The organism is Escherichia sp. E2586 (assembly GCF_005781105.1).
Taxonomy (GTDB): domain Bacteria; phylum Pseudomonadota; class Gammaproteobacteria; order Enterobacterales; family Enterobacteriaceae; genus Escherichia.
Genome location: NZ_VATN01000019.1, coordinates 70,700 through 92,796, shown reverse-complemented (window position 1 = coordinate 92,796; position 22,097 = coordinate 70,700). Strand labels below are relative to the sequence as shown.

At 51.8% G+C, this 22,097-nt stretch carries 18 protein-coding genes; 12 read left to right on the top strand and 6 right to left on the bottom strand.

The annotated features are described in order from the left end of the window. Nucleotides 1-5 precede the first annotated feature (5 nt). The 5 genes from hflD to roxA all read left to right on the top strand — a co-directional run bounded on the left by hflD (nt 6) and on the right by roxA (nt 5,512). Nucleotides 6-647: a high frequency lysogenization protein HflD gene (gene hflD / locus FEK50_RS17740; RefSeq protein ID WP_001297479.1), complete on the top strand. Its 642-nt coding sequence runs from the start codon at nt 6-8 to the stop codon at nt 645-647. Nucleotides 648-650: 3 nt separating this feature from the next. Further along, entirely contained in the window at nt 651-2,021 is a 1,371-nt protein-coding gene (gene purB, locus FEK50_RS17735) for an adenylosuccinate lyase (RefSeq protein ID WP_131162237.1), read from the top strand. A gap of 162 nt (nt 2,022-2,183) precedes the next feature. After that, on the top strand, nt 2,184-2,855 hold the full coding sequence (gene phoP / locus FEK50_RS17730) for a two-component system response regulator PhoP (RefSeq protein WP_130205589.1): 672 nt from the start codon (nt 2,184-2,186) through the stop codon (nt 2,853-2,855). After that, on the top strand, nt 2,855-4,315 hold the full coding sequence (phoQ, locus tag FEK50_RS17725) for a two-component system sensor histidine kinase PhoQ (RefSeq protein WP_130259682.1): 1,461 nt from the start codon (nt 2,855-2,857) through the stop codon (nt 4,313-4,315). The genes phoP and phoQ overlap by 1 nt, the downstream gene beginning before the upstream one ends. Before the next feature lie 75 nt (nt 4,316-4,390). Continuing rightward, nucleotides 4,391-5,512 (top strand): [50S ribosomal protein L16]-arginine 3-hydroxylase, encoded by a 1,122-nt coding sequence (roxA, locus tag FEK50_RS17720; protein ID WP_130205585.1) that lies wholly within the window; start codon nt 4,391-4,393, stop codon nt 5,510-5,512. A gap of 48 nt (nt 5,513-5,560) precedes the next feature. On the opposite strand, the gene pepT is transcribed toward roxA, so the two are convergent. After that, nucleotides 5,561-6,787, bottom strand: coding sequence for a peptidase T (gene pepT, locus FEK50_RS17715; protein WP_131162238.1), 1,227 nt, complete (start codon nt 6,785-6,787; stop codon nt 5,561-5,563). Between the two features lie 249 nt (nt 6,788-7,036). Between pepT and potA the strand changes: the two genes are divergently transcribed. From potA to potD, 4 genes are read left to right on the top strand one after another with little or no spacing between them, the layout of a single operon-like run. Then, on the top strand, nt 7,037-8,173 hold the full coding sequence (gene potA, locus FEK50_RS17710) for a spermidine/putrescine ABC transporter ATP-binding protein PotA (RefSeq protein ID WP_130205581.1): 1,137 nt from the start codon (nt 7,037-7,039) through the stop codon (nt 8,171-8,173). Continuing rightward, nucleotides 8,157-9,014, top strand: a complete 858-nt coding sequence (gene potB, locus FEK50_RS17705; RefSeq protein ID WP_060773672.1) for a spermidine/putrescine ABC transporter permease PotB — start codon at nt 8,157-8,159, stop codon at nt 9,012-9,014. Before potA ends, potB begins: the two co-directional genes overlap by 17 nt. After that, nucleotides 9,011-9,805 (top strand): spermidine/putrescine ABC transporter permease PotC, encoded by a 795-nt coding sequence (gene potC / locus FEK50_RS17700; protein WP_000580316.1) that lies wholly within the window; start codon nt 9,011-9,013, stop codon nt 9,803-9,805. The genes potB and potC overlap by 4 nt, the downstream gene beginning before the upstream one ends. Then, nucleotides 9,802-10,848: a spermidine/putrescine ABC transporter substrate-binding protein PotD gene (gene potD / locus FEK50_RS17695; protein WP_130205579.1), complete on the top strand. Its 1,047-nt coding sequence runs from the start codon at nt 9,802-9,804 to the stop codon at nt 10,846-10,848. The genes potC and potD overlap by 4 nt, the downstream gene beginning before the upstream one ends. 241 nt (nt 10,849-11,089) lie before the next feature. Here potD and cobB read toward each other — a convergent pair whose 3' ends face one another. The 5 genes from cobB to lolC are packed head-to-tail and all read right to left on the bottom strand — an operon-like array spanning nt 11,090 to nt 16,004. Further along, nucleotides 11,090-11,911, bottom strand: coding sequence for a Sir2 family NAD+-dependent deacetylase (gene cobB, locus FEK50_RS17690; RefSeq protein WP_096938882.1), 822 nt, complete (start codon nt 11,909-11,911; stop codon nt 11,090-11,092). A gap of 15 nt (nt 11,912-11,926) precedes the next feature. Beyond that, the gene (gene nagK, locus FEK50_RS17685; protein ID WP_130205577.1) at nt 11,927-12,838 is read right to left on the bottom strand and encodes an N-acetylglucosamine kinase; all 912 of its coding nucleotides are present in this window, start codon (nt 12,836-12,838) and stop codon (nt 11,927-11,929) included. A gap of 28 nt (nt 12,839-12,866) precedes the next feature. Next, nucleotides 12,867-14,111, bottom strand: coding sequence for a lipoprotein-releasing ABC transporter permease subunit LolE (gene lolE, locus FEK50_RS17680; protein WP_042003467.1), 1,245 nt, complete (start codon nt 14,109-14,111; stop codon nt 12,867-12,869). Further along, on the bottom strand, nt 14,111-14,812 hold the full coding sequence (gene lolD / locus FEK50_RS17675; protein WP_001033695.1) for a lipoprotein-releasing ABC transporter ATP-binding protein LolD: 702 nt from the start codon (nt 14,810-14,812) through the stop codon (nt 14,111-14,113). Before lolD ends, lolE begins: the two co-directional genes overlap by 1 nt. Beyond that, nucleotides 14,805-16,004, bottom strand: coding sequence for a lipoprotein-releasing ABC transporter permease subunit LolC (gene lolC / locus FEK50_RS17670; RefSeq protein WP_000284714.1), 1,200 nt, complete (start codon nt 16,002-16,004; stop codon nt 14,805-14,807). Before lolC ends, lolD begins: the two co-directional genes overlap by 8 nt. Nucleotides 16,005-16,265: 261 nt before the next feature. Here lolC and FEK50_RS17665 point away from each other — a divergent pair, with 261 nt between their 5' ends. The 3 genes from FEK50_RS17665 (at nt 16,266) to ldtC (ending at nt 22,017) form a co-directional block, all read left to right on the top strand. Beyond that, on the top strand, nt 16,266-17,336 hold the full coding sequence (locus tag FEK50_RS17665; RefSeq protein ID WP_131162239.1) for an acyltransferase family protein: 1,071 nt from the start codon (nt 16,266-16,268) through the stop codon (nt 17,334-17,336). A 127-nt stretch (nt 17,337-17,463) separates the two neighbouring features. Next, nucleotides 17,464-20,910 (top strand): transcription-repair coupling factor, encoded by a 3,447-nt coding sequence (mfd, locus tag FEK50_RS17660; RefSeq protein ID WP_131162240.1) that lies wholly within the window; start codon nt 17,464-17,466, stop codon nt 20,908-20,910. A 144-nt stretch (nt 20,911-21,054) separates the two neighbouring features. Further along, nucleotides 21,055-22,017 (top strand): L,D-transpeptidase LdtC, encoded by a 963-nt coding sequence (ldtC, locus tag FEK50_RS17655; RefSeq protein ID WP_165383267.1) that lies wholly within the window; start codon nt 21,055-21,057, stop codon nt 22,015-22,017. The last annotated feature ends 80 nt before the right edge of the window (nt 22,018-22,097 follow it).

Sequence of the window (22,097 nt, the reverse complement as noted above, 5' to 3'; positions counted from 1 at the left end):
TGAACGTGGCAAAGAATTACTATGACATCACCCTCGCCCTGGCCGGTATTTGTCAGTCGGCACGCCTGGTGCAACAACTTGCTCACCAGGGGCATTGTGATGCCGATGCGCTACACGTCTCACTCAACAGTATTATTGATATGAACCCCAGCTCGACGCTGGCGGTTTTTGGCGGTAGCGAAGCCAACCTGCGCGTCGGGCTGGAAACCCTGCTCGGCGTGCTCAATGCCAGCAGTCGTCAGGGCTTAAACGCTGAGCTAACCCGCTACACGCTAAGCCTGATGGTGCTTGAGCGCAAACTTTCCTCAGCGAAAGGTGCGCTCGACACTCTGGGCAACCGGATCAACGGCCTGCAACGCCAACTCGAACACTTCGATTTACAGTCCGAAACGCTGATGAGCGCGATGGCCGCCATCTATGTTGATGTGATAAGCCCGCTTGGCCCGCGCATTCAGGTCACCGGCTCCCCTGCCGTACTGCAAAGCCCACAGGTGCAGGCGAAAGTTCGCGCAACCCTGCTGGCAGGCATTCGCGCCGCCGTGCTCTGGCACCAGGTTGGCGGCGGACGTCTGCAACTGATGTTTTCTCGTAATCGCCTGACCACTCAGGCAAAACAAATTCTTGCTCATTTAACCCCGGAGTTGTGATCTATGGAATTATCCTCACTGACCGCCGTTTCCCCTGTCGATGGACGCTACGGCGATAAAGTCAGCGCGCTGCGCGGGATTTTCAGCGAATACGGTTTGCTGAAATTCCGTGTACAAGTTGAAGTACGTTGGCTGCAAAAACTGGCCGCGCACGCAGCGATCAAGGAAGTTCCTGCTTTTGCTGCCGACGCAATCGGTTACCTTGATGCAATCGTCGCTAATTTCAGTGAAGAAGATGCATCGCGAATCAAAACCATCGAGCGTACCACTAACCACGACGTTAAAGCGGTTGAGTATTTCCTGAAAGAAAAAGTGGCGGAGATCCCGGAACTGCACGCGGTTTCTGAATTCATTCACTTTGCCTGTACTTCGGAAGATATCAATAACCTCTCCCACGCGTTGATGCTGAAAACTGCGCGTGATGAAGTGATCCTGCCATACTGGCGTCAACTGATTGACGGCATTAAAGATCTCGCCGTTCAGTATCGCGATATCCCGCTGCTGTCCCGTACCCACGGTCAGCCAGCCACGCCGTCAACCATCGGTAAAGAGATGGCTAACGTCGCCTACCGTATGGAGCGCCAGTACCGCCAGCTTAACCAGGTGGAGATTCTCGGCAAAATCAACGGCGCGGTCGGTAACTATAACGCCCACATCGCCGCTTACCCGGAAGTTGACTGGCATCAGTTCAGCGAAGAGTTCGTCACCTCGCTGGGTATTCAGTGGAACCCGTACACAACCCAGATCGAACCGCACGACTACATCGCCGAGCTGTTTGATTGCGTTGCGCGCTTTAACACCATTCTGATCGACTTCGACCGTGACGTCTGGGGTTATATCGCCCTTAACCACTTCAAACAAAAAACCATTGCTGGTGAGATTGGTTCTTCCACCATGCCGCATAAAGTTAACCCGATCGACTTCGAAAACTCCGAAGGCAATCTGGGGCTTTCCAACGCGGTATTGCAGCACCTGGCAAGCAAACTGCCGGTTTCCCGCTGGCAGCGTGACCTGACCGACTCCACCGTGCTGCGTAACCTCGGCGTGGGTATCGGTTATGCGCTGATTGCTTACCAGTCCACCCTGAAAGGTGTGAGCAAACTGGAAGTGAACCGTGATCATCTACTGGATGAACTGGATCACAACTGGGAAGTGTTGGCAGAACCGATCCAGACGGTAATGCGCCGTTACGGGATTGAGAAGCCATACGAGAAGCTGAAAGAGCTGACTCGCGGTAAACGCGTTGACGCCGAAGGCATGAAGCAATTTATCGATGGTCTGGCGTTGCCGGAAGAAGAAAAAGCACGCCTGAAAGCGATGACGCCGGCTAACTATATTGGCCGTGCCATCACTATGGTTGATGAGCTGAAATAAGCCTCGTATCAGTGCCGGATGGTGATGCCGTCCGGCCTGTTTATTAAGATAATCCGCTTTTCTATTTACACCTCCCTTCCCCACTGGTTTATTTAATGTTTACCCCCACAACCACATAATCGCGTTACACTATTTTTATAATTAAGACAGGGAGAAATAAAAATGCGCGTACTGGTTGTCGAAGACAATGCGTTGTTACGTCACCATCTTAAAGTTCAGATTCAGGACGCGGGTCATCAGGTCGATGACGCAGAAGATGCCAAAGAAGCCGATTATTATCTCAACGAACATTTACCGGATATTGCGATTGTCGATCTCGGTTTGCCTGACGAAGATGGTTTGTCGCTGATCCGTCGCTGGCGTAGTAATGATGTTTCACTGCCAATTCTTGTATTAACCGCCCGTGAAAGCTGGCAGGACAAAGTTGAAGTATTAAGCGCCGGTGCTGACGATTACGTGACTAAACCCTTTCATATTGAAGAAGTGATGGCACGAATGCAGGCATTAATGCGGCGTAATAGCGGCCTGGCTTCACAGGTTATTTCGCTGCCGCCGTTTCAGGTTGATCTCTCCCGTCGCGAATTATCCATTAGTGACGAAGTCATCAAACTGACCGCATTTGAATACACCATTATGGAAACCTTGATCCGTAACAACGGCAAAGTGGTCAGTAAAGATTCATTGATGTTACAGCTCTACCCGGATGCCGAACTGCGGGAAAGTCATACCATTGATGTTCTGATGGGCAGGCTGCGCAAAAAAATTCAGGCGCAATACCCGCACGAGGTGATTACCACCGTTCGCGGCCAGGGTTATCTTTTCGAATTGCGCTGATGAAAAAATTACTGCGTGTTTTTTTCCCGCTCTCGCTGCGGGTACGTTTTCTGTTGGCGACGGCCGCGGTAGTACTAGTGCTTTCACTTTCCTACGGTATGGTTGCCCTGATCGGTTATAGCGTTAGTTTCGATAAAACGACGTTTCGTCTGTTACGCGGCGAGAGCAATTTATTCTATACACTGGCGAAATGGGAAAACAATAAGCTACACGTTGAACTGCCGGAAAATATCGACAAGCAAAGTCCCACGATGTCTCTGATTTATGACGAGAACGGCAAACTATTGTGGGCGCAGCGTGACGTTCCCTGGCTGATGAAAATGATCCAGCCTGACTGGCTGAAATCCAATGGTTTTCACGAAATAGAGGCTGACGTGAACGATACCAGCCTGCTACTGAGTAACGATCTCTCTATTCAGCAGCAGTTGCAGGAAGTTCGGGAAGACGACGACGATGCAGAAATGACCCACTCGGTAGCCGTTAATGTCTATCCGGCAACGGCGCGAATGCCAAAACTCACCATTGTGGTGGTCGATACCATTCCCGTAGAGCTTAAAAGTTCCTATACGGTATGGAGCTGGTTTCTCTATGTACTCCTGGCCAACCTGTTGTTAGTGATCCCGTTACTGTGGATCGCCGCCTGGTGGAGCTTACGCCCTATTGAAGCCCTGGCGCGAGAAGTCCGCGAACTGGAAGAACACCACCGTGAACTGCTCAACCCTACAACAACGAGAGAACTGACCAGCCTGGTGGGTAACCTGAACCGACTTTTAAAAAGCGAGCGTGAGCGTTACGACAAATACCGCACTACGCTCACTGACCTGACTCACAGCCTGAAAACGCCTCTGGCGGTGCTACAAAGTACGCTACGTTCTTTGCGAAGTGAAAAGATGAACGTCAGTGAAGCGGAACCGGTGATGCTGGAACAAATTAGCCGTATCTCGCAACAAATTGGTTACTACCTACACCGAGCCAGTATGCGTGGCGGGACATTACTTAGCCGCGAACTACATCCAGTGGCCCCGTTGTTGGACAATCTCACATCGGCACTGAATAAAGTTTATCAGCGTAAAGGCGTCAATATTTCCCTCGATATCTCGCCAGAAATTAGCTTTGTCGGTGAGCAGAACGATTTTGTTGAGGTAATGGGCAATGTACTGGATAACGCCTGTAAGTATTGCCTCGAGTTTGTCGAAATCTCCGCAAGGCAAACTGACAAACATCTCTACATCGTGGTCGAAGATGATGGACCGGGGATCCCGCAAAGCAAGCGTGAGGTGATTTTCGACCGTGGTCAGCGTGTTGATACCTTACGCCCCGGGCAAGGCGTGGGGCTGGCGGTCGCTCGTGAAATTACTGAACAGTACGACGGAAGAATCATCGCCGGAGAGAGCATGCTCGGCGGTGCGCGAATGGAGGTGATTTTTGGTCGCCAGCATTCCTTGTCGAAAGATGAATAAATATGTCCTTTGTTCGCGCATTACAGTGTGCATCCGTTATAATCGGTTGCAGATACCCGCCTATGGACGCTTAACATGGAATACCAACTCACCCTTAATTGGCCCGATTTTCTTGAACGCCACTGGCAGAAACGTCCCGTGGTGCTAAAACGCGGCTTTAATAATTTTATTGACCCTATTTCTCCCGACGAGCTGGCGGGCCTGGCGATGGAAAGTGAAGTCGACAGTCGGCTGGTCAGTCATCAGGATGGCAAATGGCAGGTCAGTCACGGGCCATTCGAAAGCTACGACCATCTGGGCGAAACCAACTGGTCATTGCTGGTCCAGGCGGTTGATCACTGGCATGAACCGGCCGCCGCGCTGATGCGTCCGTTCCGTGAATTACCGGACTGGCGCATTGACGATCTAATGATCTCGTTTTCCGTGCCTGGCGGCGGCGTCGGTCCGCATCTCGATCAGTACGATGTATTTATTATTCAGGGTACAGGTCGCCGTCGCTGGCGGGTAGGTGAAAAACTGCACATGAGGCAGCACTGCCCTCACCCGGATCTGTTACAGGTTGATCCGTTTGAAGCGATTATTGATGAAGAGCTGGAGCCAGGCGATATTCTTTATATTCCGCCAGGGTTCCCGCACGAAGGCTACGCGCTGGAAAATGCGATGAACTATTCCGTTGGTTTTCGTGCGCCGAATACGCGGGAACTGATCAGCGGATTTGCCGATTACGTGCTGCAACGTGAGCTGGGCGGTAATTACTACAGCGATCCGGATGTCCCTCCTCGCGATCATCCGGCAGACGTTCTGCCGCAGGAGATGGATAAACTGCGTGAGATGATGCTTGAGTTGATCAACCAGCCAGAACACTTTAAGCAGTGGTTTGGCGAGTTTATTTCGCAGTCACGTCATGAACTGGATATCGCTCCGCCAGAGCCACCGTATCAACCGGATGAAATCTACGACGCGCTGAAACAAGGTGATGTACTGGTGCGTCTGGGTGGTCTGCGCGTCTTGCGCATTGGCGACGATGTTTATGCTAATGGTGAGAAAATTGATTCCCCGCACCGTCCGGCGCTGGAGGCACTCGCCAGCAACATTGCACTGACCGCCGAGAATTTTGGCGACGCACTGGAAGATCCGTCATTCCTCGCGATGCTCGCGGCGCTGGTCAATAGCGGGTATTGGTTCTTCGAAGGGTAAATTTGAATTGAAGCCGGATGCGGCATCATATGCCGCATCCAATTTCGCTTACTTCCGTTTCGCCGTTAACTCGGCAATACGCACAATCACTTGCACCGCTTTTTCCATTCCTTCCAGAGTGACAAACTCATGTTTACCATGATAGTTATAACCGCCGGTAAACAGATTCGGACACGGTAATCCCATAAACGACAACTGCGCACCGTCAGTACCACCACGGATCGGTTTCAGGTCTGGTTCAATATCGCAATCGCGCATCGCCTGCTGGGCAATATCAAGAATATGCGGATGCTCAACGACTTTCTCGCGCATGTTGTAGTAACTGTCTTCAATCACCAGTTCAATGTAGCAATCCGGGTGTAACCCTTTGCCCACTTTCTTGGCAATTTCCATCATTTTACGTTTACGCGCTTCAAACTGTTTACGGTCGAAATCACGGATGATGTAGTGCATATCGGCGCGCTCAACAGTGCCTTTCATGCTTGTCAGGTGATAGAAGCCTTCATAACCTTCCGTAGCTTCCGGGCTTTCATCTGCCGGTACTTCCGCATGAATGCGTGCCGCCAGCGACAGCGCATTCACCATCACACCTTTTGCCGTACCCGGGTGAACATTGTTGCCGACGATTTTGATATTCACCGAAGCAGCGTTGAAGTTTTCAAACTCCAGTTCACCTACGCCACCACCATCTACGGTGTAAGCCCAGCGGGCATCAAAGGCTTCAACATCAAAATATTTCGCCCCTTTACCCACTTCTTCATCAGGCGTAAAGGCAACACGAATATCGCCATGCGGAATATTTTTCTGCTGCAATACCGCCAGCGCGGTCATGATTTCTGCAATACCTGCTTTGTCGTCAGCACCCAACAATGTTTTACCGTCAGTGGTGATCAGCGTCTGTCCCAGCAGTTGATGCAGTACCGGGAACATGACCGGTGACAGGACTTCGTCGCCGACGCCCAACGCAATGTCGCCGCCACGATAGTTTTCAACAATCTGCGGATTCACATTTTTACCGCTGCAATCCGGTGAGGTATCCACATGAGAAATAAAACCAATCGCCGGAATATCGCCAGGAACGTTAGCCGGTAGCGTCGCCATCAACGTTCCTTTCTCACTTAAGGTCACATTGATAAGACCCATTTCTTCCAGCTGATCTTTCAGCAGATGCAATAATTTCCACTGGCCTTCCGTGCTGGGAACTTGTCTCACCCCCGCTTTTGATTGGGTATCGAGAGACACGTAGTTCAAAAAACGCTCAAGTAGTTTATCCATGTAGTCACCCTCACTTTTCGTGACAACATTATTAAGAAGCAGGAAAAGACAAATATTGCGTCAGGTCACTTTTACCCCTGCAATCGGGAATATTTATCAACATTACCTTAATGAATATAAAGCTAAGCCAGTAATTCACAACAAGGATTGGCGATCCAAGTAGTTTGCCGTAGAATTACGGCCCTCTTTAAGAGTCACCAAGGTGGTTAACCACAAACCCCGCTTCGGTAAGCCATCCGTTGCGTTTACATGGGACAGAGTAAAAAATTGAATAAACAACCGAGTTCGCTTTCACCGCTGGTGCAATTGGCGGGAATTCGCAAATGCTTTGATGGTAAAGAGGTCATTCCCCAGCTGGATCTGACTATCAACAATGGCGAGTTCCTCACGCTGCTTGGCCCTTCTGGCTGCGGTAAAACAACCGTTCTTCGCCTGATTGCGGGTCTGGAAACTGTTGATTCTGGACGCATCATGCTGGATAACGAGGACATCACCCACGTTCCGGCGGAAAACCGCTATGTGAACACCGTTTTCCAAAGCTACGCGCTATTCCCCCACATGACCGTATTCGAAAATGTGGCCTTTGGTTTGCGTATGCAAAAAACCCCTGCTGCTGAAATTACGCCTCGCGTGATGGAAGCTTTGCGGATGGTGCAACTGGAAAGCTTCGCTCAACGCAAACCGCATCAGCTCTCAGGCGGTCAACAGCAACGCGTCGCCATTGCCCGCGCGGTGGTTAACAAGCCTCGCCTGCTGCTGCTTGATGAGTCGCTCTCGGCGCTGGATTACAAACTGCGCAAGCAAATGCAGAACGAGTTGAAAGCGTTACAGCGTAAGCTTGGCATTACCTTCGTCTTTGTCACTCACGATCAGGAAGAAGCACTCACCATGTCAGACAGGATTGTGGTGATGCGCGAGGGTCGTATTGAGCAAGACGGTACACCGCGCGAAATTTACGAAGAGCCGAAGAATTTATTTGTTGCCGGATTCATTGGCGAAATCAATATGTTCAACGCCACTGTCATCGAACGTCTCGACGAGCAGCGCGTGCGGGCTAACGTTGAAGGTCGCGAGTGTAATATCTACGTTAACTTCGCCGTTGAACCGGGGCAAAAACTGCATGTTCTGCTGCGCCCGGAAGACTTACGTGTTGAAGAGATTAACGACGACAACCATGCTGAAGGGCTGATTGGATACGTTCGTGAGCGTAACTACAAAGGCATGACGCTGGAGTCGGTTGTTGAACTGGAAAATGGCAAGATGGTGATGGTCAGCGAATTCTTCAATGAAGACGATCCTGACTTTGACCACTCTCTCGACCAAAAAATGGCCATTAATTGGGTAGAAAGCTGGGAGGTCGTACTGGCTGATGAAGAACACAAGTAAGTTCCAGAATGTAGTGATTGTCACTATTGTCGGTTGGCTTGTGTTGTTTGTCTTTCTGCCCAACCTGATGATCATTGGCACCAGCTTTTTGACCCGCGACGACGCCAGTTTCGTCAAAATGGTCTTTACGCTGGAAAACTACGCACGTCTGCTCGATCCGCTCTATTTTGAAGTGCTATTGCACTCGCTGAATATGGCGCTGATCGCCACCCTCGCCTGCCTGGTTCTGGGCTATCCGTTTGCCTGGTTTCTGGCGAAGCTGCCGCACAAGGTGCGTCCGCTGCTGCTGTTTCTGCTGATTGTTCCCTTCTGGACCAACTCACTGATTCGCATCTACGGGCTGAAAATTTTCCTCAGCACCAAAGGCTATCTCAACGAGTTTTTGCTCTGGCTGGGCGTTATCGACACACCAATTCGTATCATGTTCACGCCCAGTGCGGTGATTATCGGTCTGGTTTACATTCTGCTGCCGTTTATGGTGATGCCGCTGTACTCCAGTATCGAAAAACTGGATAAGCCGTTGCTGGAGGCGGCGCGCGATCTCGGTGCCAGCAAGTTGCAGACTTTTATCCGCATCATTATTCCACTGACGATGCCGGGGATTATTGCCGGATGTCTGCTGGTGATGCTGCCAGCGATGGGCCTGTTCTATGTGTCCGACCTGATGGGCGGTGCGAAAAACCTGCTGATCGGTAACGTCATCAAGGTCCAGTTCCTTAATATTCGTGACTGGCCGTTTGGTGCAGCCACCAGCATTACGCTGACTATCGTAATGGGCCTGATGTTGCTGGTTTACTGGCGCGCTTCTCGTTTGCTGAATAAGAAGGTGGAACTCGAATGATCGGTCGACTGCTTCGCGGCGGTTTTATGACCGCTATCTACGCGTACCTGTATATCCCAATCATTATTTTGATTGTGAACTCCTTCAACAGCTCGCGCTTTGGCATCAACTGGCAGGGTTTTACCACCAAATGGTATAGCCTGCTGATGAACAACGACAGTCTGTTACAGGCAGCGCAGCATTCACTGACGATGGCGGTGTTTTCGGCGACGTTTGCCACGCTTATCGGTTCACTGACGGCCGTTGCGCTGTACCGCTATCGCTTTCGCGGTAAGCCGTTCGTTAGCGGAATGCTGTTTGTGGTGATGATGTCGCCAGATATCGTGATGGCAATTTCTCTGCTGGTGCTGTTTATGCTGCTGGGTATTCAGCTTGGCTTCTGGTCGCTGCTGTTCTCGCATATCACCTTCTGCCTACCGTTTGTGGTGGTGACGGTGTATTCGCGCCTGAAAGGTTTTGACGTGCGAATGCTGGAAGCGGCGAAAGATCTCGGTGCCAGTGAATTTACCATTCTGCGGAAAATCATCCTGCCACTGGCAATGCCAGCGGTGGCGGCGGGCTGGGTGTTAAGCTTTACCCTGTCGATGGACGATGTGGTAGTTTCTTCGTTCGTCACCGGCCCAAGCTATGAAATTCTGCCGTTAAAAATTTATTCGATGGTCAAAGTCGGCGTATCGCCGGAAGTTAACGCGCTGGCAACCATATTACTGGTGCTGTCGCTGGTGATGGTTATTGCCAGCCAGCTTATTGCTCGTGATAAAACGAAAGGTAACACAGGGGACGTTAAATGAAAAAATGGTCACGCCACCTGCTCGCGGCGGGTGCTCTGGCACTGGGCATGAGCGCCGCTCACGCTGATGACAACAACACACTGTATTTCTACAACTGGACCGAGTACGTGCCGCCTGGACTGCTCGAACAGTTCACCAAAGAAACCGGTATTAAGGTTATCTATTCGACTTACGAGTCGAACGAAACCATGTACGCCAAGCTGAAAACGTACAAAGACGGTGCCTATGACCTGGTGGTTCCTTCAACCTATTACGTTGATAAAATGCGTAAAGAAGGGATGATCCAGAAGATCGACAAGTCGAAGTTAACAAACTTTGGCAACCTCGACCCAGAAATGCTCAACAAGCCGTTTGATCCGAATAACGACTACTCCATTCCGTATATCTGGGGTGCGACGGCGATTGGCGTTAACGGTGATGCGGTGGATCCGAAATCTGTCACCAGCTGGGCCGATCTGTGGAAGCCTGAGTACAAAGGCAGCCTGCTGCTGACCGACGATGCCCGTGAAGTGTTCCAGATGGCGCTGCGTAAGCTGGGCTACTCCGGTAACACCACCGATCCGAAAGAGATTGAAGCTGCGTATAACGAGCTGAAAAAACTGATGCCAAACGTCGCGGCGTTTAACTCCGATAACCCGGCAAACCCGTACATGGAAGGCGAAGTTAACCTCGGCATGATCTGGAACGGCTCTGCTTTCGTTGCTCGCCAGGCGGGTACGCCAATTGACGTGGTGTGGCCGAAAGAAGGCGGCATTTTCTGGATGGACAGCCTGGCGATTCCGGCAAATGCCAAAAACAAAGAAGGCGCGCTGAAACTGATCAACTTCCTGCTGCGCCCGGATGTGGCAAAACAGGTTGCCGAAACTATCGGTTATCCAACGCCAAACCTCGCCGCGCGCAAACTGTTAAGCCCGGAAATAGCAAACGACAAGACGCTCTACCCGGATGCTGAAACCATTAAAAATGGCGAATGGCAGAGTGACGTTGGCCCAGCCAGTAGCATTTATGAAGAGTATTATCAGAAGCTGAAAGCAGGACGTTAATTCAGCAAGCGGGCGGTGGTATTACCGCCCGTTTTTTATTTAGCAAGGAAGTAACTAATGAGTCAGGAATAATGTATCGCTGCTATAGACGAGTTAAAGGAAAAGAGGCCGGAAAAGTGCGCGTGTATTATGCCAAATGCGGCGAGAAAGCCTTATCCGGCCTACAAGCCCCACAAATTCAATTAATTGTGGTCTGTTCGTAGGCCTGATAAGCGTAGCGCATCAGGCAATTACTCCTGATTTATAATCCCTTCAGCAACTTCTCAACAAACTCTGGTACCACCTGGCTTGCCGGGCCGTAATATTTCTCGGCAAATTCATTACCGACCTGACTCGGTTCGAGATTGAGTTCAACCGTATGCGCGCCATGCAGCTTCGCTTCGTGAACAAACCCAGCCGCCGGATAAACATGCCCGGATGTGCCAATAGCAATGAAAATGTCGGCCATCGACAACGCCATATAAATTTCATCCATGCCGAGTGGCATTTCGCCAAACCACACTACGTGTGGGCGCAGCGGAGCCGGGAACTGGCAGCAATGACATTTGTCTTCTGGCGTGACGTCTCCGGTCCAGTCGAGAACCTGACCGCTTTGCGAACAACGTACTTTCAGCAATTCCCCATGCATATGAATCACATTGGTATTACCTGCGCGTTCATGCAGATTATCGATATTCTGCGTCACCAGCAAAAAGCGATCGCCGAGGGCGTCTTGCAGTTTAGCCAGAGCAAGATGCGCAGCGTTAGGCTGAATTTCTGGCTGCTGTAGTTGACGGCGACGGGCGTTATAAAACGCTTGCACCAGTTCAGGATCGCGATCAAAACCTTCCGGTGTAGCCACATCTTCAACCCGATGTTCTTCCCACAGGCCATCTGCTGCGCGAAAGGTACGAATACCTGATTCCGCAGAAATTCCTGCCCCTGTCAGTACGAGTACTCTTGGTTTTTCCATTGCTTCCGGCACCACTTTATCTCTGAAAAAAATACGCTGACGCAAACGCTCGTGCAGGCGGCGTTTATTTTTACGAAAACGACTTAACCGATGACCCCGACGCGACAACATAGTAACCTCTGTTGATTAATCGGTTAGATGTAGGAAGGCCGCACCACGCATTCCTCCTGCATCCCCGTGACGCGCGCGTTCAATGCGCGGAACACGAGCTACAGGTAAGAGATGACGAGGCAGCCTGTCCGCCAGTTGCGTTGTGATTGCCGGGAAATTCGATAAGCCACCGCCAATGACCAGCAAATCAGGGTCAACAATGGTCAGGATATTTCCCAGACAAACCGCTAATAAATCCAGATAACGCTCAACGTGCGCCCTTGCCTGCTCATCGCCTTGCTCATAAAGCGCAATAATTTCGGGAGCCTGCAACGGTTGATGATAATAGTGTTGATACAGCCACGCAAAACCGCGACCAGACAGATAATTTTCAATGCAACCGTGCTGACCACAGCCGCAGCGACGTAACGGGAAATCCAGCCCCATCATGGTTAATGCATCGACGGGAAGGCGCATATGCCCAAATTCACCCGTAATATAGCTTTTACCCGTTACCGGTTTACCGTTGAATACCAGTCCACCGCCAACGCCAGTCCCCAGGATCAGTCCCATCACCAGTGGATATTGGGTAAATTCATCGTCCCAGGCTTCAGAAAGGGCAAAGCAGTTGGCGTCGTTATTAAGGCGCACATCGCGTTCAAGGCGGGCGCTCAGATCGGCACGCAACGGTTTACCACTGGCGGCGGGGACATTGGCGGCATACAGCGTGCCATCTTCTGTTTCCGGCATTCCCGGAATACCGATGCCGACAGAACCTTTACAGCCAAAACGCTGATCGGCTTCGGCCACCAGTTCGCACACTGCATCTAAAAATGCGTCATAGCTATCACGCGGTGTCGGCACCCGCTTTTCCCACTGCAACTGCCGACCGCTATCAAACACGCCTAGCGCAATTTTCGTTCCACCAATATCAAACCCGTAATACATTGCCGCTCCTTGTTTTAATGTACTGCCTTTACTGGCCGCTAAGGACTCGCGCAGGGTCAATATTACTGGCGCGTCGCGCCGGATACCAACTTGCCAAAAGACTCAGCAACAATGCTGTGACCAGTACGTAGAAGACGTCCAGCCAGTGCAATTCCGATGGCAGGAAGTCAATAAAATAGATATCGCTGGAGAGGAACTGATGACCAATCAGCTTTTCAATCCACTCAATAATCGGGGTAAGTTGCAGTGAAACCACTACGCCGATAATCACACCACAGAGGCTGCCGAACAGCCCTGCCAGCAATCCATACCAGACAAAGATGGCGCGAATTAAACCGTCTTTCGCCCCCAGCGTTCTTAAAACTGCGATATCGCCACTCTTGTCTTTCACCGCCATCACTAAGGTGGAGACGATGTTGAAACAGGCCACGCCAATCACCAGTACCATCGCCAGATACATAATGGCGCGGATCATCTGGATATCGCGATACATATAGCCGTAAGTACCAATCCAGCTTTTAATATAAACATAGCTGTTGGTTACTTCACCCGCGTCACGTACCAGTTTGTTAGCGTTAAAAACATCCGTCATTTTAAGGGCAATGCCTGACACACTGGAACCCATATCAAGATATTGTTGGGCATCCGCCAGCGGGATCATGGCAAAACTGTGATCGAGTTGGCCACTCAACTGCAAAATACCCGCAACGTGCAAACGCACACGTTTCGGCTGCATCAGCTTATGCTCGGGATTCGAGTTTGGGATCATAATCGACACCCAATCGCCCTGCTTCACTTTCAGCGCATCCGCCACGCCTTTGCCGATGATAATTTGCTGTTCGCCCGCTTTAAAATTGTTCCAGGCATCGCCCTGGACAAATGATGGCAGCGCGCTCAGACGCTGTTCCTGTTGCGGATCAACGCCTTTAACCTGCAGAGCGCGCAGATTCGCGCCGCTCTCCACCAGCCCGGTGAAATTGATATACGGCGCAGCGGCGGCAATACCCGGCACTTTCTGCACTTTATCCAGTGCTTCCTGCCAGTTAGTCCACGGCTGATCTACCGCCTCAATTTCACCGTGCGGTACCACAGCAAGAATGCGGTTGTTCAGTTCGCGTTCAAAGCCATTCATCGCGCTTAAGCCGACGATCAATACCGCCACGCCAAGTGCAATGCCAATGGTAGAAATGACGGAGATCAGCGACACCATGCCGCCGCGCCGCCGTCCGCGACTAAAACGCAGGCCAATTAATAACGATAAAGGCATCGCCATTACTCCGCCCCCATCAGGCTTAGTTCCGCCGTCAGACGACCATCACGCATCTCCAGTTGGCGGCTCATACGTTTCGCCAGTTGCAGGTCGTGAGTGACCACCAGGAAGGCGGTGCCCTGCAAGCGATTCAACTCCCCAAGCAACTGGAAGATGCTGTCTGCGTTACGCGCGTCAAGGTTACCGGTAGGTTCATCCGCCAGTACCAGGCGCGGGTTATTGACCAGCGCACGGGCAATCGCCACACGCTGGCGCTCACCACCGGAAAGCTCTGACGGGCGGTGATTCGCACGATGCTCCAGCCCCACCGCTTTTAACATTTCCAACGCTCGACTGTTGATTTCAGCGGGCTTTTTCTTGCCAATCAGCAGCGGCATAGCCACGTTTTCCAGGGCGGTAAAATCCGGCAGCAAGTGGTGAAACTGATAAATAAAGCCCAGCTTCTGGTTGCGCAGTTCTGCTTTCGCCGCCGAAGACAGTTTGCTCATTGGCTGACCATTAAAAATCACATCGCCGGAGGTTGGCGTATCCAGCCCGCCTAACAGGTGCAGCAAGGTACTTTTACCAGAACCAGAGCTACCGACGATCGCCATCATTTCACCTTCGCCCACGCTGAAACTGACATTGTGCAGCACATCGGTTTGCACACTGCCTTCCTGATAGCGTTTGCACAGGTTGTCGCATTGCAACAGGATCTTATTCATAACGTAAAGCCTCAGCGGGTTGAGTGGCGGCAGCGCGCCAGGAAGGGTAAAGCGTAGACAACAGCGCGATAGCCATCGCCACCAGCGCAATAACAATGACCTGTAAAGGTTCGATAGCCACCGGCAGCGCTGCGCCATCAAGCAGGACGCCGATTATCGGCATCAGATTATTCAACTGGCTGGCAAGCAGTGCGCCAAGCGCTGCTCCGAGGATTGCGCCGATAATCCCGGCGCTGGCCCCTTGCACCATAAAGACCATCATGATTTGTCGCGGAGTTAAGCCTTGCGTTTGCAGGATCGCTACTTCGCCCTGCTTCTCCATCACCATTAGCCCCAGCGAGGTAATAATGTTAAACGCCGCAACGGCGACAATCAGGCTCAGCAGCAAGCCCATCATATTTTTTTCCATGCGTACGGCCTGGAACAGCTCGCCTTTACGGTCACGCCAGTCCTGCCATTTGCTGCCTTCAGGCAGTTTTTGCTGACTTAATGAGTCGACTTTCAGCGGCTCATCCAGCCACAAACGCCAGCCGGTAATATTGCCTGCCGGGTAACGCATCAGACGCGAGGCATCCTCAATATTCACCAGCATTTCATAGCCATCGACTTCACTGTTGGCGGCGAAAGTGCCAATCACATTGAACAGGCGCTGGCTTGGAATACGCCCCATTGGCGTGAACTGGCTGGCAGATGGCACCATCACGCGGATTTGATCACCGCGATTAACGCCCAACTGTGAGGCCAGCTGTTCACCGAGGATGACATTATATTTCCCCGGCTCGAGGTCAGTTTGTTTCACATTGACCAGATACGGCGTTAGTGGATCTTTTTGCGCCGGGTCGATACCCAGCATCACCCCGACCGCCACGCTGCGCGCGCTTTGCAGTACCACATCACCGGTAGTGATAGGTGCGACGCGATTAACGCCGTCCAGTTTGACTGCCGTTTCCGGGAGTTGCTGCGGGTTAAGAGAGCCATGCTCAGAAGAGAGAATTGCCTGTGGCATCAGGCCAAGGATGTTGTTTTGCAGCTCGCGCTCAAAGCCGTTCATCACTGACAATACTGTGACCAGCGCCATCACCCCGAGGGTAATGCCGATGGTAGAAAGCCAGGAGACGAAACGACCGAAGCGATCCGCTGCACGCCCACGCATGTAACGCAGGCCAATAAATAGAGCGACAGGTTGGTACATGAAATCCGTCTGGTTGCTGTTAGCAAAGACACGAGTATATAAGCGAAAGCGGGATGGGTAAACGTCTGAACTGTAAGTGATCGTCAGGGCTAATCTGAAAAGTACCAGCAAATCAATCGGCTAAAGGGCCTCATTTTCTCATCGGCCTTGTGGCCTGATCTTTATCTGAAAAATAACCAAATACAGACAGATACGCATTACACCACGCGACTCGCCCCGCAGGATCAACAGCATGTTAAATAAAAAGAGCGTGTTGTCCTGATGAAACAAAAAGAGCTATGGATTAACCAGATCAAAGGGTTATGTATTTGTCTGGTGGTGATTTATCACTCGGTCATTACCTTTTATCCGCATCTGACCACTTTCCAGCATCCGTTATCGGAAGTCCTGAGCAAATGCTGGATCTATTTCAATCTTTACCTTGCGCCCTTTCGTATGCCGGTTTTTTTCTTTATTTCCGGCTACTTGATTCGCCGCTATATCGACAGCGTACCCTGGGGAAATTGTCTCGATAAACGCATCTGGAATATCTTCTGGGTGCTGGCGCTTTGGGGCGTGGTGCAGTGGATGGCGTTAAGTGCGCTGAACCCGTGGCTGGCGCCTGAGCGCGATTTAAGCAATGCCTCCAATGCCGCGTATGCCGATTCCACCGGTGAGTTCCTGCACGGGATGATCACCGCCAGCACCAGCTTGTGGTATCTGTATGCTTTAATTGTCTATTTCGTGATATGTAAAATTTTTAACCACCTGGCACTGCCGTTATTCGTTCTGTTTGTGCTGATGAGTGTGGCGGTTAATTTCGTTCCCACGCCATGGTGGGGAATGAACAGTGTGATCCGCAATTTGCCTTATTACAGCCTTGGTGCATGGTTTGGCGCAACATTAATGACCTGTGTTAAAGAGGTGCCGTTGCGCCGCCATCTGCTGATGGCTTCTTTGCTGGCTGTTCTGGCGGTTGCTGCCTGGTTGTTTAATATCTCGCTGCTGTTGTCGCTGGTATCGATTGTAGTGATCATGAAACTGTTTTATCAGTACGAGCAGCGTTTCGGTATGCGTTCCTCCAGCCTGCTGAATGTGATTGGTTCTAACACCATTGCCATCTACACCACCCATCGCATTCTGGTAGAGATATTCAGCTTAAGTCTGATTCCGCAAATGAATGCAGCCCGCTGGTCGCCGCAACTCGAACTGACGCTCCTGCTGGTTTATCCCTTTGTCAGTTTGTTGATTTGTACTGTTGCTGGATTACTGGTGCGAAAATTTTCACAACGCGCATTCAGCGACCTGTTGTTCTCCCCGCCTTCTCTGCCTGCCACCAGTTACTCTCGTTAAGCCATCGCCCCAGCCGGGGCGATTCAATTTGCTAAACCATCTCGATTACGGATAATGAACAGCATTGCTTATCAGAGATAGGCCCCCATATGTTGGGGCATATCCTAACGAGACTCTGACAACCGTTATGCCTGAACAATATCGTTATACGCTGCCCGTCAAAGCGGGTGAGCAGCGTCTGCTGGGCGAGTTAACTGGCGCTGCCTGCGCGACGCTGGTGGCGGAAATTGCCGAACGTCACGCCGGTCCGGTGGTACTCATTGCACCAGATATGCAAAATGCTCTGCGTTTGCATGATGAAATCAGCCAGTTCACCGATCAGATGGTGATGAATCTGGCGGACTGGGAAACACTCCCTTACGACAGTTTTTCGCCTCATCAGGACATCATCTCCTCGCGCCTTTCCACCCTTTACCAGCTACCGACGATGCAGCGTGGCGTACTGATTGTTCCGGTGAATACGCTTATGCAGCGCGTTTGCCCGCACAGTTTTCTCCACGGTCATGCGCTGGTGATGAAAAAAGGTCAGCGCCTGTCACGAGATGCATTACGAACCCAATTGGACAGCGCAGGTTATCGCCATGTTGATCAGGTGATGGAGCACGGCGAATACGCCACGCGCGGCGCGTTGTTGGATCTCTTCCCTATGGGCAGCGAACTGCCTTATCGTCTTGATTTCTTTGATGATGAAATCGACAGCCTGCGTGTATTTGACGTCGATAGCCAGCGCACGCTGGAAGAAGTTGAAGCCATCAACCTGCTGCCCGCACACGAATTCCCGACCGATAAAGCGGCAATTGAACTGTTCCGCAGCCAGTGGCGCGATACCTTCGAAGTGAAGCGCGATCCGGAACATATTTACCAGCAAGTGAGTAAAGGCACATTGCCTGCCGGGATCGAGTACTGGCAGCCGCTATTCTTCAGCGAACCGCTGCCGCCACTGTTCAGTTATTTCCCTGCCAATACATTGCTGGTGAATACTGGCGATCTGGAAAACAGTGCTGAACGTTTCCAGGCTGACACGCTGGCGCGTTTTGAAAGCCGTGGCGTCGATCCAATGCGACCGCTGTTGCCGCCACAATCGCTCTGGCTGCGGGTGGACGAGCTCTTCTCAGAGCTGAAAAACTGGCCCCGCGTGCAGCTAAAAGCAGAACATTTACCGACAAAAGCAGCGAATGCCAATTTAGGCTTCGAGAAGCTGCCAGACCTGGCCGTTCAGGCGCAACAAAAAGCGCCGCTGGATGCGCTGCGTAAGTTCCTCGAGTCTTTCGACGGTCCGGTGGTGTTCTCGGTAGAAAGTGAAGGTCGCCGTGAAGCGCTGGGTGAACTGCTCGCGCGAATTAAAATTGCCCCGCAACGCATTATGCGTCTTGATGAAGCCAGCGACCGTGGGCGTTATTTGATGATTGGCGCTGCCGAACATGGTTTTGTCGATACGGTGCGTAATCTGGCGCTGATCTGCGAAAGTGATCTGCTCGGTGAACGTGTTGCCCGCCGTCGTCAGGATTCACGGCGAGCCATCAACCCCGATACACTGATCCGTAACCTCGCTGAGCTGCACATTGGTCAGCCGGTGGTCCATCTGGAGCACGGCGTCGGGCGCTATGCCGGAATGACCACGCTGGAAGCTGGCGGCATTACTGGCGAGTATTTGATGCTCACCTATGCCAACGATGCCAAACTGTATGTTCCGGTGTCGTCACTGCATCTGATTAGCCGTTACGCGGGTGGCGCGGAAGAAAACGCCCCGCTGCATAAACTTGGCGGCGATGCATGGTCACGCGCGCGGCAGAAAGCGGCGGAAAAAGTGCGTGATGTGGCGGCGGAATTGCTGGATATCTACGCGCAACGCGCCGCCAAAGAGGGCTTCGCGTTTAAGCACGATCGTGAGCAATATCAATTGTTCTGCGACAGCTTCCCGTTTGAAACCACGCCGGATCAGGCGCAAGCCATTAATGCTGTGCTTAGCGACATGTGTCAGCCGCTGGCAATGGATCGTCTGGTGTGCGGCGATGTTGGCTTTGGTAAAACAGAAGTCGCGATGCGCGCCGCTTTCCTGGCGGTAGAGAATCACAAGCAGGTGGCGGTGTTGGTGCCAACCACCCTTCTCGCGCAACAGCATTACGACAACTTCCGCGACCGTTTCGCCAACTGGCCGGTACGCATCGAAATGATCTCCCGTTTCCGCAGCGCCAAAGAGCAGACGCAAATCCTTGCGGAAGTGGCGGAAGGGAAAATCGATATTCTGATCGGTACGCACAAACTGCTGCAAAATGACGTCAAGTTTAAAGATTTAGGCTTGCTGATTGTCGATGAAGAACACCGCTTCGGGGTGCGTCATAAAGAGCGCATTAAAGCGATGCGGGCGAACGTGGATATTCTGACGCTTACCGCTACGCCAATCCCACGTACGCTGAATATGGCGATGAGCGGAATGCGTGACCTGTCGATTATCGCCACGCCACCCGCCCGTCGTCTGGCTGTTAAAACGTTTGTCCGCGAGTATGACAGTCTGGTGGTCAGAGAGGCGATTCTGCGTGAAATTTTGCGCGGGGGGCAGGTTTATTATCTCTACAATGATGTGGAAAACATCCAGAAAGCCGCCGAACGGCTGGCGGAACTGGTGCCTGAAGCGCGGATTGCCATCGGTCACGGGCAGATGCGTGAGCGTGAACTGGAACGGGTGATGAATGATTTCCATCATCAACGTTTCAACGTGCTGGTTTGTACCACCATCATCGAAACCGGAATCGACATCCCGACTGCCAACACCATTATCATTGAACGCGCGGATCACTTCGGTCTGGCGCAGCTACACCAGTTGCGCGGTCGCGTCGGACGTTCGCATCATCAGGCATATGCATGGCTGCTGACGCCGCATCCGAAAGCGATGACTACCGATGCGCAAAAACGTCTTGAAGCGATTGCCTCGCTGGAAGATCTCGGGGCAGGCTTTGCGCTGGCAACGCACGATCTGGAGATCCGCGGCGCGGGTGAATTGCTTGGCGAAGAACAGAGCGGCTCGATGGAAACCATCGGTTTCTCGCTGTATATGGAGTTGCTGGAAAACGCCGTCGATGCACTGAAAGCCGGACGCGAGCCGTCGCTGGAAGATCTCACCAGCCAGCAAACAGAAGTCGAGCTGCGGATGCCGTCGCTATTGCCAGATGATTTCATCCCTGACGTGAATACGCGTTTGTCGTTCTATAAACGTATTGCCAGCGCCAAAACGGAAAACGAACTGGAAGAGATCAAAGTCGAGCTTATCGATCGCTTCGGCCTGCTGCCGGATCCGGCGCGTACCCTGCTGGATATTGCCCGTCTGCGCCAGCAAGCGCAGAAACTGGGGATCAGGAAGCTGGAAGGTAATGAGAAAGGCGGCGTGATCGAATTTGCCGAGAAGAATCACGTGAATCCAGCCTGGCTGATTGGTTTGCTGCAAAAACAGCCGCAGCATTATCGCCTTGATGGCCCGACGCGCCTGAAGTTTATTCAGGATTTGAGCGAGCGGAAAACGCGTATCGAATGGGTTCGCCAGTTTATGCGTGAACTGGAAGAGAACGCGATCGCTTAATGGTGATATCGGGGGCGTTTCTGCGCCCCCATCTGTAACATTTACAAATTCTTTGCACTTCCCTGCACTATCCGACACTGTCACCATCCATAATTCAGGCTTATCTTTTTATTACAATAACCTTATATTTATTATGGACTTTTGGTGATGATCAAAACGCGTTTTTCTCGCTGGCTAACGTTTTTTACGTTCGCCGCTGCCGTGGCGCTGACGCTACCGGCAAAAGCCAACACCTGGCCGCTGCCGCCAGCGGGCAGTCGTCTGGTTGGCGAAAATAAATTTCATGTGGTGGAAAATGACGGTGGTTCGCTGGAAGCCATCGCCAAAAAATATAACGTCGGCTTTCTCGCTCTGTTACAGGCTAACCCCGGCGTTGATCCTTACGTGCCACGCGCGGGTAGCGTGTTAACGATTCCGTTGCAAACTCTACTACCAGACGCGCCGCGCGAAGGCATTGTGATCAACATTGCGGAGCTGCGTCTCTATTACTACCCGCCGGGTAAAAATTCGGTAACCGTGTATCCAATAGGTATTGGTCAGTTAGGTGGTGACACGCTGACACCGACAATGGTGACCACCGTTTCAGACAAACGTGCAAACCCAACCTGGACGCCTACAGCGAATATTCGCGCCCGTTATAAAGCACAGGGAATTGAGTTGCCTGCGGTAGTTCCTGCTGGACCAGATAACCCAATGGGCCATCATGCGATTCGTCTGGCGGCCTATGGCGGCGTTTATTTGCTTCACGGTACGAACGCCGATTTCGGTATTGGCATGCGGGTAAGTTCTGGCTGTATTCGTCTGCGTGATGACGATATCAAAACACTCTTTAGCCAGGTTACCCCAGGCACCAAAGTGAATATCATCAACACGCCGATAAAAGTCTCTGCCGAACCAAACGGTGCGCGTCTGGTTGAAGTGCATCAGCCGCTGTCAGAGAAGATTGATGACGATCCGCAGCTATTGCCGATTACGCTGAATAGCGCAATGCAATCATTTAAAGATGCAGCACAAACTGATGCTGAAGTGATGCAGCATGTGATGGATGTCCGTTCCGGAATGCCGGTAGATGTGCGCCGCCATCAACTGAGCCCACAATCGCTGTAACTCCCGGATAAAAAAATCCCCGCGGCACAGTATGTCGCGGGGAAAAAAGCAGCAATAGCGGGCATTAATGAGGGTTAATG